General features: G+C 69.5%; 13 protein-coding genes and 1 tRNA gene. 8 read left to right on the plus strand and 6 right to left on the minus strand.

What is annotated here, in order from left to right; genetic code table 11:
• Positions 1 to 181: 181 nt before the first annotated feature.
• From CQ040_RS07375 to CQ040_RS07395, 5 genes are all read left to right on the plus strand, one after another.
• Complete coding sequence (locus tag CQ040_RS07375) at positions 182 to 1162, plus strand: glycosyltransferase family 2 protein (protein ID WP_105526263.1); 981 nt, start codon at positions 182 to 184, stop codon at positions 1160 to 1162.
• Positions 1159 to 2511 carry a polysialyltransferase family glycosyltransferase gene (locus CQ040_RS07380; protein ID WP_105526262.1) on the plus strand — a complete coding sequence of 451 codons (1353 nt, stop codon included), beginning with the start codon at positions 1159 to 1161 and terminating at the stop codon, positions 2509 to 2511. The genes CQ040_RS07375 and CQ040_RS07380 overlap by 4 nt, the downstream gene beginning before the upstream one ends.
• 14 nt (positions 2512 to 2525) lie before the next feature.
• Positions 2526 to 3686 (plus strand): acylneuraminate cytidylyltransferase, encoded by a 1161-nt coding sequence (locus CQ040_RS07385; RefSeq protein WP_105712399.1) that lies wholly within the window; start codon positions 2526 to 2528, stop codon positions 3684 to 3686.
• A gap of 93 nt (positions 3687 to 3779) precedes the next feature.
• The gene (locus CQ040_RS07390) at positions 3780 to 4652 is read left to right on the plus strand and encodes an N-acetylneuraminate synthase family protein (RefSeq protein ID WP_105712397.1); all 873 of its coding nucleotides are present in this window, start codon (positions 3780 to 3782) and stop codon (positions 4650 to 4652) included.
• Positions 4649 to 6037 (plus strand): DUF6716 putative glycosyltransferase, encoded by a 1389-nt coding sequence (locus CQ040_RS07395; protein ID WP_105526261.1) that lies wholly within the window; start codon positions 4649 to 4651, stop codon positions 6035 to 6037. The genes CQ040_RS07390 and CQ040_RS07395 overlap by 4 nt, the downstream gene beginning before the upstream one ends.
• Before the next feature lie 48 nt (positions 6038 to 6085).
• Here CQ040_RS07395 and CQ040_RS07400 read toward each other — a convergent pair whose 3' ends face one another.
• Both CQ040_RS07400 and CQ040_RS07405 read right to left on the minus strand, forming a co-directional pair.
• Positions 6086 to 6865 (minus strand): ABC transporter permease, encoded by a 780-nt coding sequence (locus tag CQ040_RS07400; RefSeq protein WP_105526260.1) that lies wholly within the window; start codon positions 6863 to 6865, stop codon positions 6086 to 6088.
• Positions 6862 to 7917: an ABC transporter ATP-binding protein gene (locus CQ040_RS07405; RefSeq protein WP_105526259.1), complete on the minus strand. Its 1056-nt coding sequence runs from the start codon at positions 7915 to 7917 to the stop codon at positions 6862 to 6864. Before CQ040_RS07405 ends, CQ040_RS07400 begins: the two co-directional genes overlap by 4 nt.
• A 62-nt stretch (positions 7918 to 7979) precedes the next feature.
• Here CQ040_RS07405 and CQ040_RS07410 point away from each other — a divergent pair, with 62 nt between their 5' ends.
• The 3 genes from CQ040_RS07410 (at position 7980) to CQ040_RS07415 (ending at position 10258) form a co-directional block, all read left to right on the plus strand.
• Positions 7980 to 8966: a YafY family protein gene (locus CQ040_RS07410; RefSeq protein ID WP_105526258.1), complete on the plus strand. Its 987-nt coding sequence runs from the start codon at positions 7980 to 7982 to the stop codon at positions 8964 to 8966.
• Positions 8967 to 9053: 87 nt separating this feature from the next.
• Positions 9054 to 9129: transfer RNA gene (locus CQ040_RS20640), tRNA-Met, on the plus strand.
• 127 nt (positions 9130 to 9256) lie between these two features.
• Entirely contained in the window at positions 9257 to 10258 is a 1002-nt protein-coding gene (locus CQ040_RS07415) for a TIGR00341 family protein (RefSeq protein ID WP_105526257.1), read from the plus strand.
• Between the two features lie 124 nt (positions 10259 to 10382).
• Here CQ040_RS07415 and CQ040_RS07420 read toward each other — a convergent pair whose 3' ends face one another.
• Genes CQ040_RS07420 through CQ040_RS07435 form a run of 4 tightly spaced genes read right to left on the minus strand, consistent with a single transcriptional unit; the run spans position 10383 to position 15500 of the window.
• Positions 10383 to 11273, minus strand: a complete 891-nt coding sequence (locus tag CQ040_RS07420) for a siderophore-interacting protein (RefSeq protein ID WP_105526256.1) — start codon at positions 11271 to 11273, stop codon at positions 10383 to 10385.
• Positions 11270 to 13087 (minus strand): ABC transporter ATP-binding protein, encoded by a 1818-nt coding sequence (locus CQ040_RS07425; RefSeq protein ID WP_105526255.1) that lies wholly within the window; start codon positions 13085 to 13087, stop codon positions 11270 to 11272. Before CQ040_RS07425 ends, CQ040_RS07420 begins: the two co-directional genes overlap by 4 nt.
• Positions 13084 to 14715 (minus strand): ABC transporter ATP-binding protein, encoded by a 1632-nt coding sequence (locus tag CQ040_RS07430; RefSeq protein WP_219844686.1) that lies wholly within the window; start codon positions 14713 to 14715, stop codon positions 13084 to 13086. The genes CQ040_RS07425 and CQ040_RS07430 overlap by 4 nt, the downstream gene beginning before the upstream one ends.
• Entirely contained in the window at positions 14712 to 15500 is a 789-nt protein-coding gene (locus CQ040_RS07435) for an ABC transporter ATP-binding protein (protein WP_105526254.1), read from the minus strand. Before CQ040_RS07435 ends, CQ040_RS07430 begins: the two co-directional genes overlap by 4 nt.
• Positions 15501 to 15511 lie beyond the last annotated feature (11 nt).

Genomic DNA, 15511 nt, shown 5'->3' on the forward strand with positions numbered 1-15511 from the left:
CGAACGTCTGACGTTCGGCAGTGCGAAGCACTGGGAGGTGTGGTTCCGTTCGGGTGCGGGACCACACCTCAGTGCCGATTCTTTCGCCGTCGCCGCGGACACCCGACGTTCACCTGCGCGTCGACATCCGTCAACGATCGCCTGGCACCATTCCCGGACACCGTCTGTCTCCGGGAGTCCCGTGCGCACACCCCTCGTCACCGTCATCCTGCCTGCCAAGGACGCCGGCGAATACATCGGTACGACGCTCGAGACGCTCACTCGACAGTTCGACGATGCCCGAGCGATCAAACTCGTGGCGATCGATGACGGCTCCCGCGATGACACCGGCACGATCATGCGTCAGTATGCCGAGCGCTTTCCGATCTCCGAGTTCGTTCGGAATCCAGTCGCCCGCGGCCTCGCGAGCGCCCGCAACCAGGGCCTCGCGCACGTCGAGGGTGATGCCTTCTGCTTCGTGGACGGCGACGACTGGATGCAGCCGAGGCGGCTCGACGTGCTGGCGAAACGGTTGCGGGAGCTCGACTGCGACTTCTTGCGCACCGACCATGTCAAGGTCACCGGCACCCGACGCACGCTGGTGCGTGCGCCGCACCCGTGGCGCGATCGTGTGGAGTCGCCGAGAGAAGTGATCCTCCCCGATGATGAGCCGACGATGGTCGACTACCCGTTCGCCTGGGCCGGCATCTTCCACCGACGAGTCATCGACCGCGGTCTCGCCGAGTTTCCCGAGGGACTGTTCACGGCAGAGGATCGACCGTGGATCTGGCGGCTGCATCTGCAGGCCGAGTCTTTCGCGGTCGTGGATGCACCTGCTCTGCTCTACCGACGGGGGGTCGCCACCTCGCTCACTCAGGTGCGCGATCGCAGACAGCTCGACTTCGCGCGCGCTATGAACGAGGTCATCGCGATGGTCGAGCAGGATCGTGAGGCTGAGCGCTTCCTGCCCAAGGTCGTGTGGTCCGCGCTCGCGCTCAGCTCCCACCACCTCGTGCGTGCACGTCGGATGCCCCCGCGACTGCGTGTCGAGATGAGGGCGGGTATCCGGGACATGCTTCGCGCGCTCCCCGCCGCTGATGTGTCCTCAGCGCTGATGCGTCTCGACGGCCCTCGGCGCCGGGTTCTCGCGCGGATCCTCCGCCAGGCGGGACGTGGCGCATGACTCAGGTCTTCGCCCTGCACAGTGCGTATGGGCTCGCCACAGCCGCGGCTGCGCTCGATGCCGGCGTGCTCGATCGCAGCGAGGAGCGGATACTGGTGCCGTTCACATCGTCGCGCGTACCGGAGACGGCTGTCGGCATCTCGGAGGATCCCGCACTGCACTCGCTGCGCGCACGGTTCGACCGCATCGAACCGCTGGAAGCCCTGCTCGGCCCGCTGCATCCGAGCTCGTGGAAACCGGCCGCCGCCGACCTTCCGATGCTCGAGCGGCTGCTCGTGCGCGCGTGGGGCCTTGACCCGCGCGATCTCCAGCTGTTCGTGCAGAGTCCGCAGGTCGCACCGGCGCGCACCCTGATGGAGATCTTCTCGCAGGCGCGGATCACGATCGTCGGTGACGGACTCATGACGTACTCGCCGATGCGGGTGCGGATGCCGTATCCGGTCACGGCACGTATCGAGCGGGTCGTGCACGTCGACGTCGTTCCGGGTGTGCGTCCTCTCGTCGGAGCGCCCGATGTGGAGATCGTGTCGGTGCCTCCGGCTTCGTTCGCTGAGACGCTGGGGGAGACCGCCACCGCAGGGCCAGGACCCGCACACGATGACGTATCGAGCGTGCTCGTGCTCGGCCAGTATCTGTCTGCGCTCGGTCTGATGACGCCCGCTCAGGAGATCGAGCACCAGGGGCTGCTGATCGATCACGCGGCACAGTGGTCGCCGCAGCGCATCGTCTTCAAACCGCACCCCGCGGCGCCACCGCTGGTGACCGCGGAGGTTCGGGCGCGGGCGCTCGCGCACGGCATCGACTTCATCGAGTATCGCGGCCCGCTCATCGCGGAACTGCTCGCGGAACGCCTCGACGCGGTGGCGGTGGTCGCAGGGTTCTCCACGGCGCTGCCGACCGCGCGAACGCTCTTCGGGCGCACGATCGGTTCGACGGGGAACGACGCGGTACTCGCAGCACTGACTCCGTTCGAGAACAGCAACCGGATTCCCGTGACCCTGGTCGATGCCCTCACTCGCGACCGGTCCCCGTACTCCGATCCCGCGCGGCTGCAGCTGCTGGTGGACGCCGTCGGCTATGCGATGCAGCCCGAGATCGCCGGCCACCTGCGGGGTCGAGCCGAGGAGCTGCTGCACGATCTGGACCCGGCGGAACGGGATCGCTATTTCACGCCTCGGCGGCTCGCTCAGCTCCGACTGCCGGGCGCACCGCCGGAGAATGCCCTGCGTCGCAGACTCCGTCCTGCCGGAGGGGTCAGCAGAATCGAGGAGTGGCGACTCACCGGCCTCGGAGTGCGACGACGTGCCGAACGAGCATGGCGCGCCTGGCGGGCGATACGCGGACGATGACGAGGATGTGGACCATGAACGAGCAGCGACCCCTCACGGTGGCGATCATTCCGGCGCGCGGCGGATCGAAGCAGGTGCCGCGCAAGAACCTCCAGCGCGTCGGCGGGGTGCCGCTGGTCGAGCGCGCCGTTCGCGCTGCGGCTGCGGCATCGGGCATCGACCTGGTCGTGGTCTCGACCGACGATGACGAGATCGCCACGGTGGCGACGGGCGCGGGGGCCCGTGTCATCCGCCGCCCCGCCGAGCTCGCAGGCGACACCGCGACCTCGGAGAGCGCGATCCTGCACGCGCTGGATGAACTCGAGGAGACCGGGGAAAAGGTCGAGATCGTGGCCTTCCTGCAGGCGACCTCACCGTTCATCCCGAGCGATGCGCTCACTGTCGCGGTGGAGGAGATTCGCGCCGATCGGGCCGACAGCGTGTTCGCGGCCCACGAGACCTACGGGTTCCTGTGGCGGGAAGGTGAAGACGGCGACGCGATCGCGATCAATCACGAGGCAGCGCACCGACCGAGGCGGCAAGACCGTGAGCCGCACCACCTCGAGACCGGGGCGTTCTATGTGTTCCGCGCCGCGGGCTTCCGTGAGAGCAGGCATCGCTTCTTCGGCAGGATCCGGATCGCGTCGGTGCCGGAGTGGACGGCGATCGAGATCGACGATGCGGATCAGCTCAGGGTCGCCCGAGCGCTCGCGGCCCTGCACGAGGTGCCAGGACCCATCCCGGTGCGCGCGGTAGTGACCGACTTCGACGGGGTGCACACCGATGACACGGCGATCATCGATGCCGACGGTGGCGAACGGGTGCGGGTCAGTCGGGAAGACGGGATGGGGGTCGCTCTGCTGCGCCGAGCCGGTGTTCCCCTGCTGATCCTCTCGACCGAGGTCAACCCGGTGGTGCGCGCTCGTGCCGACAAGCTCAGGGTGCCCGTGCTGCACGGCATCGACGACAAGGAGAAGGCGCTGCGCAACTGGGCGCGGGACAACGCGGTGCCGCTCGCCGACATCGCCTATCTCGGCAACGACGTCAACGACCTGCCGGCGATGCGGATCGTGGGGTGGCCGGTCGCGGTGGCGAACGCGCATCCGCTGGTGATCGAAGAGGCCCGCGTCGTGCTTCGTCGCCGAGGCGGAGAGGGTGCGGTGCGGGAGTTGATCGAACGGGTGTTGTCGAGCTGACCGATGCCGGTAACCCGGCGGTCGCCCGGTGTTCATCCTCGGCCCGTATCCAGGAGGGAGGGGTAGCACCAACGCTCGAACACCGGAGGAATCATGACTGTCAGCATCGGCTCACGAGTGATCGGCGGCGGGCGTCCTGCCTACGTCATCGCGGAGATCGGCCTGAATCACAACGGCGATGTCGACATCGCGAAGAAGCTCATCGACGTCGCGGCCCGTGCCGGTGCCGATGCCGTGAAGTTCCAGAAGCGCACGCCGGAGATCTCCACGCCGGAGCACATGCGCGACGTTCCGCGCGAGACGCCCTGGGGTGTCATGAGCTACCTCGACTACCGTCGCCGCGTCGAGTTCGGTCGTGACGAGTACGTCGAGATCGGCGACCACGCCACGATGCTGGGTCTGGACTGGTTCGCCTCGCCGTGGGACGTTCCCAGCGTCCACTTCCTGGAAGAGCTCAATGTCGTGGCGCACAAGGTCGCCTCGGCCAGCCTCACCGACACCGAGCTGCTGGTCGCCCTGCGCGAGACCGGCAAGCCCGTCATCCTCTCCACCGGCATGTCGACCATCGAGCAGATCGACCGGGCTCTCGACACACTCGGCACCGATCGCGTCGTGCTCATGCACGCGACTTCGACCTACCCGCTGGAGCCCGAGGAGGCGAACCTGCGGGTGATCGCGACCCTGCGCGACCGCTACCCCGGCGTGCCTGTCGGCTACTCGGGGCATGAGCGCGGTCTCCAGATCTCGCTCGCCGCCGTGGCCATCGGCGCGGTCGCGGTCGAGCGTCACATCACGCTGGACCGCACGATGTGGGGCTCCGACCACGCAGCATCGCTCGAGCCGACGGGACTTGAGTACCTGGTGCGCGACATCCGCGTGATCGAGCGCGCGACCGGCGACGGTGTCAAGCGGGTGTTCGACAGCGAGCGGGCGCCGATGGCGAAGCTGCGCCGCGTCCCCGCATGACCCGGGCCTCCGGCATCCGCGTCGTTGCCATCGCGGACGCCGACTCCTTCGTGAAGTGGGCGGCATCGCTGCTGGGATCCGTACCGGGGCTCCGCCCGCACCTGCTGCTGGTGCGCACGCCGCTCACAGCGAGCATCGAACAGCAGCGCACAGCGCTCGCGGGAACGGCGCTCCGGAGCGAAGAGGTCACCCGCATCGGTTTCCCGGAGGCGGCCGGCTGGCTGGCCGGGCAGCGTCCTGATGTGGTGCTGCTCGCCGGACGGGGGCCGTTCGTGCGGCTGATGGGGCGCGTGATCGACTCGCTGGAGCATCGGCCGGTCACGGTCTCGGGTCTGCCGGGCATGGCTGTCCCCGCACAGCGGGGGGCTCTCGACTACCGTCGGCACACCGACCTGCTGGTGGTGCACTCGCACCGTGAGGTGCGGGCCTTCGAGGAGCTCGGCCGCCGGATCGGCGTGCAGACGCCCGTGGCGCTCGCAACTCTGCCGTTCGCCAGGAGGAGGCAGCGGATGCTGTCACCCGAACGCGCCCGCGTCGATGCGGTGGTCGGAGGTCGTGGCGGTGTGGCTGTCGCCGAACGACCGGCGCCGACGGCACCCGTGCGGCCCGCGGCGACCGACATCGTCTTCGCCGCACAGGCCCTCGTCCCCGTCGCGAGGGAGGAACGCGCCGAGATCGCAGCCATGCTCGTCCGGGCCGCCGAAGCCGAGCCCGGACGCCGCGTGGTGGTGAAGCTGCGGTCGCGGCCGGGGGAGTCGGAGACGCACCTCGAACGCGAGCCGTATGCGGGGCTGCTGCCCTCGCGCCTTCCGAAGAACCTCGTCTTCTCGTACGACTCGATGGCGACCGTACTGGAGCGGGCGGCCGGTCTCGTGACGGTGAGCTCCACCGCCGCGATCGAGGCCACGGCCGTCGGTGTGCCCGTGATCGCGCTCGACTCCTTCGGGGTGAGCAAGAGCCTGCTGAACACGGTGTTCGTGGGAAGCGGCCTGCTCGGCGGTCGCAGCGAGGTCGTCGCGGGGAGGTTCCGGCATCCGCATCCCGACTGGCTCCGCGACAACTACTTCCACCCCGAGGCGGAATCGACGTGGTGGGAGCGGGTCGAGCAGCTCGTCGCCCTGCGACGCTCGGGGGCGCTGCCCGCCAGACGGGTGCCTGCCGCCCGAGGCGGATCGCTGCACGAGGCCTGGCATCGGGCGAGTGTGCTCGGCGCAGAGGATCGCACGGTACAGGGGTCCCTGGCGCTCGCGGTGGGCTCTCCGGCGACGCGGGCACTCGCCGCACTGCGTCGACGCAGGGAGCCATCGGATGGTGGCACCTGGTCGGACGCCGCGACCGACTTCACGCTCGAGCCGAACCCGTTCCACGACTCCATCCGGCGCTGAGCGGGTGCGCCGCTGGGCTTTCGACCCAGCGGCGCACCTCCGCAGAGCTCAGCTGCTGCGACGGATCGCACGTACTCCGACGATCAGGCCGACCACAGCGACCGCGAGTGCCGAGACCCAGCCCCAGAGCACGGTCACATCTCCCAGGTCGCCGGCGAACAGCGCGCGCTCGGCCTGAACCACCCAGTTCACGGGGTTGACCGAGGCGACGGCCTGCATCCATTCGGGGGCTGCGTCCAGCGGCAGCAGCATGCCGGAGAGGATCAGCAGCGGGAAGATCAGCGACTGCTGCACGCCCCAGAACAGCCACTCCCGGTCCTTCGTCGCCAGTGCGAGCGAGTACGACAGTGAGCCGAGGCCCACCCCGAACACGGCCAGCAGTGCCAGGCCGATGAGCAGACCCGGGATGTCGGCCGCGAACCCGAACGGCCAGGCGATCAGCACGATCACGAGCGCCTGCACGACGATCGGCGCGATCTCCTTGAGGGCGCGTCCGACCAGCAGTGAAGAACGGGCGAGCGGGGCGACCAGGGTGCGCTCGTGCGAGCCGGTCATCATCTCGTACTGCAGGTTCGACCCGGTCGACCCGGTCCCGAACAGCACGATCATCACCAGCACACCCGGTACGAACCAGGCGAGCGTCTCGCCGGCCGGCCGACCCGAGTCGCCGATCAGCAGGGGCGCGAACAACCCGAGGAAGATGAGCGGCTGCAACAGGCTGAAGATCAGCGTGAACGGGTCGCGCAGCACGGGCTTGAGTTCGCGGGTCAGTACGTTCCTGGTGTCGCGCGCGAGATTCGGGCGAACGAGCGTGTCGTTGGTGATCATGAGAGGACTCCTGTCGTGCTGTTCTCGGAAGCGGTGCGGGTGTCGGCAGGGGCGGCGGATCCGGATGCTTCGCCCGCGGCATCCGCTCCTTCCCCGGCTTCGCGCAGCGTGCGCCCGGTGAGGGCGAGGAAGACGTCGTCGAGCGTGGGTGGAACACCGGTTGCGCGACGGACGAGGATGCCCGCGGCGTCGAGCTCGCGCACGATCACGGGCAGCAGCCGGTCGCCGTCCTGCACCGCGACCGAGACCGAGGCGTCATCGACGGCGACCTCGGCGGAGCTGAGCCGAGCGACCACGGCGCGGGCGCTCGCCGCCTCGACGGCATCCGCGAATCCGAAGGTCAGCACGTCGCCGGCGAGCGTCGCTTTGAGGGAGGCGGCGTCGTCGTCGGCGATGATGCGGCCCTTGTCCATGACCATCACGCGTTCGGCGTAGCGGTCGGCCTCTTCCAGGTAGTGCGTGGTGAGGAAGACCGTGGTGCCGTGCTGGGTGCGGAGGTCGAGGATGTGCTCCCAGAGGTTCGCACGGCTCTGCGGGTCGAGTCCGGTGGAGGGCTCGTCGAGGAAGATGAGGGGCGGTGCGTGCATGAGCCCGAGCGCGATGTCGAGTCGGTGCTTCTGCCCGCCGCTCAACTGCTGCACGCTCCGGGTCGCGAAGGATGCGAGATCGAGCGACTCGATCAGTTCGTCGGCCCGTCGCACACTGTCCCGTCGGGACATCCCGTAGAACGCGCCCTGACTCAGCAGCTCGTCACGCACCCGCTGCGAGAAGCTGCCGCTCGTGAGCTGTCCGACGTAGCCGATGCGGGCACGGACCCCTGCCGCGTCGGTGCGGATGTCGTGCCCGACGACCTTCGCGCGCCCCGAGGTGGGCGGGATGAGGGTGGTGAGCATCCGCAGCGTGGTCGACTTGCCGGCGCCGTTCGGTCCGAGGAAGGCGACGAGCTCGCCGCGGACGGCGGTGAAGGAGACGTCGGTCACGGCATGCACCGGCGTCTTCTTGACGGTGAAGACCTTGGTCAGGCCTTCGGTCTCGATGAGGGATTCGTTCATGGGATGAGAGTAGAAACCAATGCGGACAGATCCTGTCCGCATCATCTGGCAATCTGAGACGCATGACCGACACCACCTCTCGCGCACTCGCTCTGCTCAATCTGCTGCAGACGCACCGGCACTGGCCGGGGATCGAGCTCGCCACCCGGCTGGGGGTGACCGAGCGCACCGTGCGCCGCGATGTCGACCGGTTGCGCGAGCTCGGCTATCGCGTGGAGTCGGCCCCGGGTGTGGCCGGCGGCTATCGGCTGGAGGCCGGGAGTGCGGTGCCACCGTTGCTGCTCAACGACGATGAGGCCGTGACCATGGCGATCGGGTTGCGCGTCGCCGCCACGCAGCAGCTCGTCGGTGGACCCGAGGTCACACTGACCGCGCTCGCGAAACTCGAACAGGTGCTGCCCTCCGCGCTGCGGCAGCGGGTGAATGCGCTCGCCGCGTCGGTGCAGGCACCGCGCATCGGAGAGGGGCCGGTCGTCTCACCGGAAGTGCTCGGGGAGATCGCCCTCGCCACCCGCGACACCGAGCGACTGCGGCTCCGGTACGTCGATGGCGAAGGGCAGGAGAGCCTCCGTCGCGTCGAGCCGCACGCTCTGGCGCCGTCCGGCCGCAAGTGGTTCCTGCTGTGCTGGGACCTCGACCGCGACGACTGGCGCACCTTCCGCGTCGACCGCATCGCCGCGGTCGAGCACACGCGGGTGCTGTTCACGCGGCGCGGCATCACCGAGGAGGAGATCGAGGAGCGCGTGCTGATCGCCTCGTCGTGGTCGCCCCAGAAGGTCGAAGCGGCCGCCGTGATGGAGCTTCCGCTCGCCGAGATGCAGGAGCGCTTCGGGCCGTGGTGGCAGGGCGCGACGGCTGTGGGCGAAGACCGCACACGGTGGCCCGTCGGCGGCTCGGACTGGCGCGAGGCCATGTACGGACTGCTCTGGATCCCCGAGGGCGTCGAGTACACGGTGGCCCTCTCGGAGCCGCACCGCAGCGAGCTTCGCGAGGCGGTCGGTCGCCTGATGCGCGCCCTCGACGCCCCGGAGCCCGATGACGCCGAGTGACGTTCATCGGTCATCCTCAGACTCATAGGGTTATCCCAGGCAACGGTCCTGGCGGGTCAGATCACGGCCGGGTAACGTCATTCCCATCGCGGCGATCCGGGCGGTCCCGGGCCTCAGTTCATACCTGATGGCGTTGCGGGTTCGACTCCCGCCGTCGCGTCCACTTCGGTTCCTCAGGCCGGTCGCCGGCCCTCCTCCTGCGCGGGTGAAGGGGTTCTTGCGGGTCGTGTCCGGTACCCCTAGCTTTCCGCTATGACGAACGCGCGTAGAGCCGGTCGAGTGGCTGGCCCATGTCCCGACTGACGCAGACGCTGATCCCGAGGTCGCAGCGACCGACAGCCGATGGACTGAACGACGTGCTCGATCTGAGCACCGGTGACACCCTCAGCAAGCGTTCCGGGTTCCTCATCATGCTCACGCTCTCGGGCATGATCGCGATCGCGGGGGTGCTGACCGATTCGACCGCAACCGTGATCGGGGCCATGATCATCGCCCCGCTCGGCACGCCGATCCTCGGCATCGCGTGGGGCATCGTCACCGGGCACCTTCGGCTGGTCGTTTCGTCGATCCTGTGGGTGCTCAGCGGGGTCGGCATCGTGATCGCCCTCGGGCTGGTGTTCGCCGTCTTCGTCGCGACCCCCGAGAGCCTTTCCACGAACTCCCAGGTGATCGGACGCACCTCGCCGAGCCTGATGGATCTGATGGCAGCGCTTGCGACCGGGTTCGCCGGCGGCTTCGCGATGTGCCGCAAAGACCTGAGTGCAGTGCTGCCGGGGGTGGCGATCGCGATCTCTCTCGTGCCGCCGCTCGGAGTTGTGGGTGTGTGCGCGGGGCAGGGGCAGTGGCCGGCGGCGCTCGGGGCGCTGGTGCTGTTCCTCTCGAACGTGTTCGCACTCGTGATCGCGGGCAGCATCGTGTTCACGATGGCGGGGTACGCGCGGGATCCCGGTTCCTCGCCGACCGCCAATCGACGCCGTGCCTATGCGGTCGTCGCGACTCTGGCTGTCATCATCGCGGTGCCGCTCGCCGCGAACTCGGTCGCCTCGGTCGCGGTCGCCCGCTGGTCGGTCGACATCCAGAACACGACAGCCGACTGGCTCGACGGCGAGACCGAAGGGCACATCCACGGGGCGGTGCAATGGAGCGGGCTGACAGCCACGATCTCGCTCACGACCCCGGACGGATCGACCCCGCCGCTCGACGAGCTGCGGGAGCAGATGGCGAAGGCGATCCCCTCCTACATCGGGGTCATCGTCGACGTGGGCCAGGGCACGGAGCTCACCGTGCAGTGATCCTCCGAGCCCGAGCCCGAGCCCGAGCCCGAGCCCGAGTTGCCGCTCCGGTCGCACTTCCCGCCGTCGAAACGCCCCGCGGACGGCAGCAACTGCGACCGGAAGCTCAGGGCGGGGCGCGACCTCACAACCCCAACTGGTCCAGCCGCTCCTCGAAGCGCACCTGCACGTCCTCGGGCTCATCGTCGGTGGCATCGGCCCAGATCGCGTCGAGTTCCTTCTGCACCGAGTCGGGCAGCGCGGCGAACTTCTCGTCCCACGCGGCGACCGGCGTCCAGTAGCCGACGACCTTGAAGCGGGTCGCGGGCAGGCCGAGCTCCTTGCGCAGGTACTTGCGCACGTCGCGCAAGGCCACGGTCTCGCCGGCCACCCACACGTAGCCCTCGTCGAGGGGGAGTCGGTCGTCGACGATGCCGCGCACGAGCGGGCCGAGCGCACTGGGCCCGTGACCGTTGCCACCGACCACCCAGGTGACCTCGACGTCGGGGGCCACCTCGAGCGGCACGCGGTCCGCCTCGCTCGGCACCTCCAACACGACCCGCGTGCGCACGCCCTCAGGTGCCTCGGCGATGATGCGCGCCACGGCCGGAAGCCCGGTGAGGTCGGCGACGAGCACCTGCCATGTGATGCCGTCCGGTGGCGAGTACAGGCCCGTCGGGGAGTTCAGTCCGAGCACGTGCCCCGGCTCTGCGCGCGCGGCCCAGGGGCCCGCGACCCCCGCTTCGTGGATCACGAAGTCGATGTCGAGTTCACCGGCATCTGCGCGCACGCCGCTGATCGTGTACGTGCGCATCGGCGCTTCGGGTGCTCCCTCCGGCGTCTCCCACCAGTCACCGGCCGGCACGGGCAGGGAGACGTCCTTCGGGTCTTCGCCGTGAGGGAAGAACACCCGCACGTACTCGTCGCCGATGCCGGTGCTGAGGAACTCGGCGACGCCGTCACCACCGAGGGTGACGCGCACCAGGGTCGGGGTGAGTGTGGTCGTGCTGCTGACGATGCCGCGGTGGATGCTCACGGAGTCTCCGTCTCTGTTGTGGGGGATCGGTCGGTCGGGTGCTGCGGGTGCGGGCTGCTGCGGGTCTGGGCGAGCCAGGAGTCGCGGTAGAGCCCGTCGGTGGCGAGGAGCTCCTCATGCGTGCCGCGCTGCGTAGCCCTGCCCTCGGCGAACACGACGATCTGCTCGGCGGTGACGGCCTGCTGCAGTCGGTGTGCGATGAGCAGAGCAGTCCGTCCCGTGCGCAGCGCGGAGATCGCCGTTTCGACGGCCTCCCGGTGGTGGAGTCCGACATCGGCGGTGGCCTCGTCGAGGATCACCACATCCGGGTCGGCGAGGAACGCCCTGGCGACCGCGAGCTGCTGGATGCGCCCCTCGTCCAGCGGCACGACGGGATCAGCGGATGAGTCCTCTTCCGCAGCCGCCGTCTCCTCGCGAAGCATCGCATCGATCGCCCACTGCGCTCCGACCGCCTGCAGGGCCGCGACCATCTCGTGGTCGCTCGCCTCGGGAGCGACCAGTCGCAGGTTGTCGGCGATCGTGCCGCGGAACTGGTGCAGCTCCTGCGACAGGTAGTACGGCGCGATGTCGTTCGAGGTGAGGTGCACGCTGCCCGAAGTCGGTGGGTGGTGCCCGGCGATCACGCGGGCGAGCGTGCTCTTGCCCGACCCCGAGGTGCCAACGAGCGCCGCTGTGGTGCCGCGATCGACCTGTAGGTTCACACCGCTGATGCCGCGTCCGGTCGTCGGGTAGAGGAAGGTCAGATCACGCACCTCGATCCCCGTGGATACCCGTGCCGCAGCATCCGCTCCCGCACCCGGCGCTGCAGATGCCGCGGGTGCGAGGTCGATGACGCCGACGAGCCGGGCGAGCCCGATCGCCGCCCGCTGGATGTCGTTGAGTCCGAAGATCAGCTGACCCACGGGGCCGAAGAGGCGGTGGAAGAGCAGCGCGGCCGTGGTGACAGCGCCCACCGTGATCGCGCCGGCGGACTGCAGCAGGAAGCCGGTGCCGAGGATCGCCGCGAGGCCGACGAGTTCGCCGCCGTTGATCCAGCGGAACAGCCGGTTCGTCACCCGCACGCCCTCGATCTGCATCTGGATCGAGGCCTCTGCACGCTCACGCACGCGCTCGAGGGCAGGCTCCTGCTCGTTGAACGCGGTGAGCGTCTCGATGCCCTCGACCGCGTCGAGCACTGCCTGGCTGCGGGCGGCTTCGCGCACCCGCACCTCGCGGAACACGACTCGGGACTTCCGCAGGAACGCGCGGGTGCCGAGCACGTAGAACGGCGCAGAGGCGATGCCCGCGAGCGCGAGCCAGGGATCCAGCGCGGCCAGCGCGACCACCGAGACCCCGATCGCGAACGCGGCAGACAGCAGCGTCGGGGCGACGTTGCCTCCGGCTTCGGCCACAGCATCCACATCGCCGGTGACCCGCGACAGCAGGTCTGCACTCTCGCCGTCGTCGACCGAGCTCACCGGAAGGCGCATCGCCGAGGCGAACACGTCTTCGCGGAGGCTCGCGAGCATGTCCTGCACCAGCCCGGTGAGCACTCGAACGGCCCACAGCATCATCACGGCGGCACCGATCGCACCGAGACCGGCGCCGGCGACCCACCCCGCGATGATCGCGAACCCGGCATCCGACGACACGGCGTCGACGATGCGCCCCAGGCACGCAGGCATGACGATCCCGAGAGCGGACGCGGCGAGGAAGAGTACGGCGACCGCGGTGGTGCGACCCGGATGCTGTCGCAGCAGCGCGCCGACGACGGCACGCACACGGGCGCTGGAGGCGATCGGAAGCAGGGCGGCGGTCGAGGTGAGGTCGCTCATGGCGCGTCCGATCCTTCAGCGGGGAGTTCGATGACCCGGTCGCAGGCGCCGAGCAGCACGGGAGAGGTGGTGATCACGATCACGGTCTCGCTGTGTTCGGCGAGGGCTCGCGCGATGTGGGCCTCGGTGATGGCGTCGACGGCGGAGGTCGGTTCATCGAGCACCAGCACCTCGGCGTCCGCGTGCAGGGCGCGGGCGATGCCGATGCGCTGCCGCTGTCCACCGGAGAGTCGTCGCCCGGCCTCGCCGACCTGCGACTCCCACCCGCCGACCTGCACCACGGTGTCGTGCAGCGCCGCCATCTCGACGAAGGGCGCGTGTGCAGGCTCGTCCGCCCCGTGCCCTCGCACGGCTTCGCGCAGAGTGCCGCTCACGATCGTCTGGCCGTGCGGCGGGGCGACGACACGGCGCCGGTACTCCACCGGATCGAGGTCGGTCAGATCGCGGAGGTCGCCGTCGACGGCGAGTGACACCAGACCGCGGTCGGCTCGCGTGCGAAGTCCGAGCAGGCGAGAGAGCGCGCGGGCGGTGTCGCTGTCGGCGGGGCGGATGCCGAGCAGCTCACGTTCGCGCACCTCGATGAGAGCGGAGGCGGAGCCGGGACGGAAGGCCAGCACGACATCGCCGGCCGATTCTGTCGGGGCAGAAGACGCGGGTGGTGCATCGAGCAGGTCGTCGGCGTCGATCACCTCGGCGAGCCGCTTGGCAGAGGCGAGCTTGTGGATCCAGTTCGAGGGGAACGAGCCCGCGTACGCGAGGTAGCCGCTGATGAACTGGGCGAGCCCGAGCACGGTCACCAGCTCGCCGATGCTGATGCGACCTTCCGCGGCGAACCAGGCCGACATGCCGGCCAACGCAGTCGTCGCGACCGCGGCCAGCGTGCCGCTCACCGCTTCGTACGAGGCGAGCGATCGCCCGGCTGCCGTGGCGGCGCGACGGGAGGTGTCGCTGGCCGCGACGTACCGACGCACGGCCTCCTCGCGCGCACCGATGCCGACCAGTACTCGGAATCCGCTCATGAAGTCGGCGGCGACCGCCCCGGCCTCGGTCGCCGCATGCTGCTCTGCGAAACCGCGACGCTCGAGGGGGCGTGAGACCACCTGCATGACGAGCATCATCGCGATGGTCGACCCGAACACCACGATCGTCGCGACGGGCGAGATCACCAGCATCGCCAGCCCTGCGCCGATGATCGCGGCGATCGTGGAGCACTGCTGGGCGACCGACCAGGCGACTCCGGCCACGCGGTAGGTGTCTGAGGTGACGAAGGTGAGGGCCTCGCCGGGGGTCACGGTGCGGCGGGAGAGCCGGGGGCGCAGCATCCGCGACAGGGTCAGATGGCGCAGCGCCTGCTCGCCGTATCCGTAGATCGAGACCATGAGCCGGGATGCGGACTGATAGCTCACGGTCAGCACGAGGAAGGTGCCGATCAGCACGCCGATCCAGATCGCGAGAGCTGTCGGGTCGGCCGGCAGCACAGCGCGGTCGATGGTCGCACCGATGATGACGGGGATCGTCGCTTCCGCGAGCGCGTGCACCATGAGGAGGGCGGTCGCTCCCGCGAGGGCCACGCCGCGCCCCTCCGACTTCAGCGCGATTCCGAAGAGTCGCCGAGGGGTGCCCGTCACGACTTGCGCCGGCCGAGCGGGAGCACGAGCGGGGTGCCGGAGACCGGGTCGGTGATCACCTTGCACGGCAGGTCGTAGACGGCGTCGACGAGTTCGGCGGTGATGATCTCCCGCGGGTCGCCCTGGGCCACGATGGCCCCGTCGCGCATCGCCACGAGGTGGGTCGCGTAGCGGGCCGCGTGGTTGAGGTCGTGGAGGACCGCGACGAGTGTGGTGCCGCTGCGGTGCAGGTCGGCGAACAGCTCCATCAGGTCGATCTGGTGCGCGATGTCGAGAAAGGTCGTCGGCTCGTCCAGCAGCAGGTGCTTGGTCTGCTGGGCGAGGGCCATCGCGACCCAGACGCGCTGCCGCTGCCCGCCGGAGAGCTCGTCCACCAGACGGCGCGACAGGTCGGTGACCCCGGTCGCGGCCATGGCCTCGGAGACCGCGCGCTCGTCGGCGCTGCTCCAGGTGCGCATGGCGCTCTGGTGTGGAAAGCGTCCGCGCCCCACGAGGTCGGCGACCGTGATGCCGTCGGGCGCGATGGATGACTGGGGGAGGAGCCCCAGCTTGCGGGCGGCCTCCTTGGGCTTGAGCGAGCGCAGCTCGTCGCCGTCGAGCAGAACGGCGCCGGTGCTCGGGCGCAGCAGTCGTGCGAATCCGCGCAGCAGGGTCGACTTGCCGCAGGCGTTGGGGCCGATGATGATCGTGAACGAGTCGTCCGGAACCTCGAGCGACAGGTCGGAGATGATGGGGGTCTCCCCGTAGCCGAGCGTGATGTCGCGGGCCAGCAGCGAAGTGGTCATGCGTGTTCCTT

The organism is Microbacterium sp. MYb54, assembly GCF_002979515.1.
In the GTDB taxonomy this organism is placed as follows: Bacteria; Actinomycetota; Actinomycetes; order Actinomycetales; family Microbacteriaceae; genus Microbacterium.

Coding starts and splice junctions, on each gene's coding strand:
- CQ040_RS07435 (WP_105526254.1), bottom strand. CDS start 15,500: ATGACCACTTCGCTGCTGGCCCGCGACATCACGCTCGGCTACGGGGAG.
- CQ040_RS07410 (WP_105526258.1), top strand. CDS start 7,980: ATGACCGACACCACCTCTCGCGCACTCGCTCTGCTCAATCTGCTGCAG.
- CQ040_RS07400 (WP_105526260.1), bottom strand. CDS start 6,865: ATGATCACCAACGACACGCTCGTTCGCCCGAATCTCGCGCGCGACACC.
- CQ040_RS07385 (WP_105712399.1), top strand. CDS start 2,526: ATGAACGAGCAGCGACCCCTCACGGTGGCGATCATTCCGGCGCGCGGC.
- CQ040_RS07405 (WP_105526259.1), bottom strand. CDS start 7,917: ATGAACGAATCCCTCATCGAGACCGAAGGCCTGACCAAGGTCTTCACC.
- CQ040_RS07415 (WP_105526257.1), top strand. CDS start 9,257: ATGTCCCGACTGACGCAGACGCTGATCCCGAGGTCGCAGCGACCGACA.
- CQ040_RS07390 (WP_105712397.1), top strand. CDS start 3,780: ATGACTGTCAGCATCGGCTCACGAGTGATCGGCGGCGGGCGTCCTGCC.
- CQ040_RS07425 (WP_105526255.1), bottom strand. CDS start 13,087: ATGAGCGACCTCACCTCGACCGCCGCCCTGCTTCCGATCGCCTCCAGC.
- CQ040_RS07380 (WP_105526262.1), top strand. CDS start 1,159: ATGACTCAGGTCTTCGCCCTGCACAGTGCGTATGGGCTCGCCACAGCC.
- CQ040_RS07395 (WP_105526261.1), top strand. CDS start 4,649: ATGACCCGGGCCTCCGGCATCCGCGTCGTTGCCATCGCGGACGCCGAC.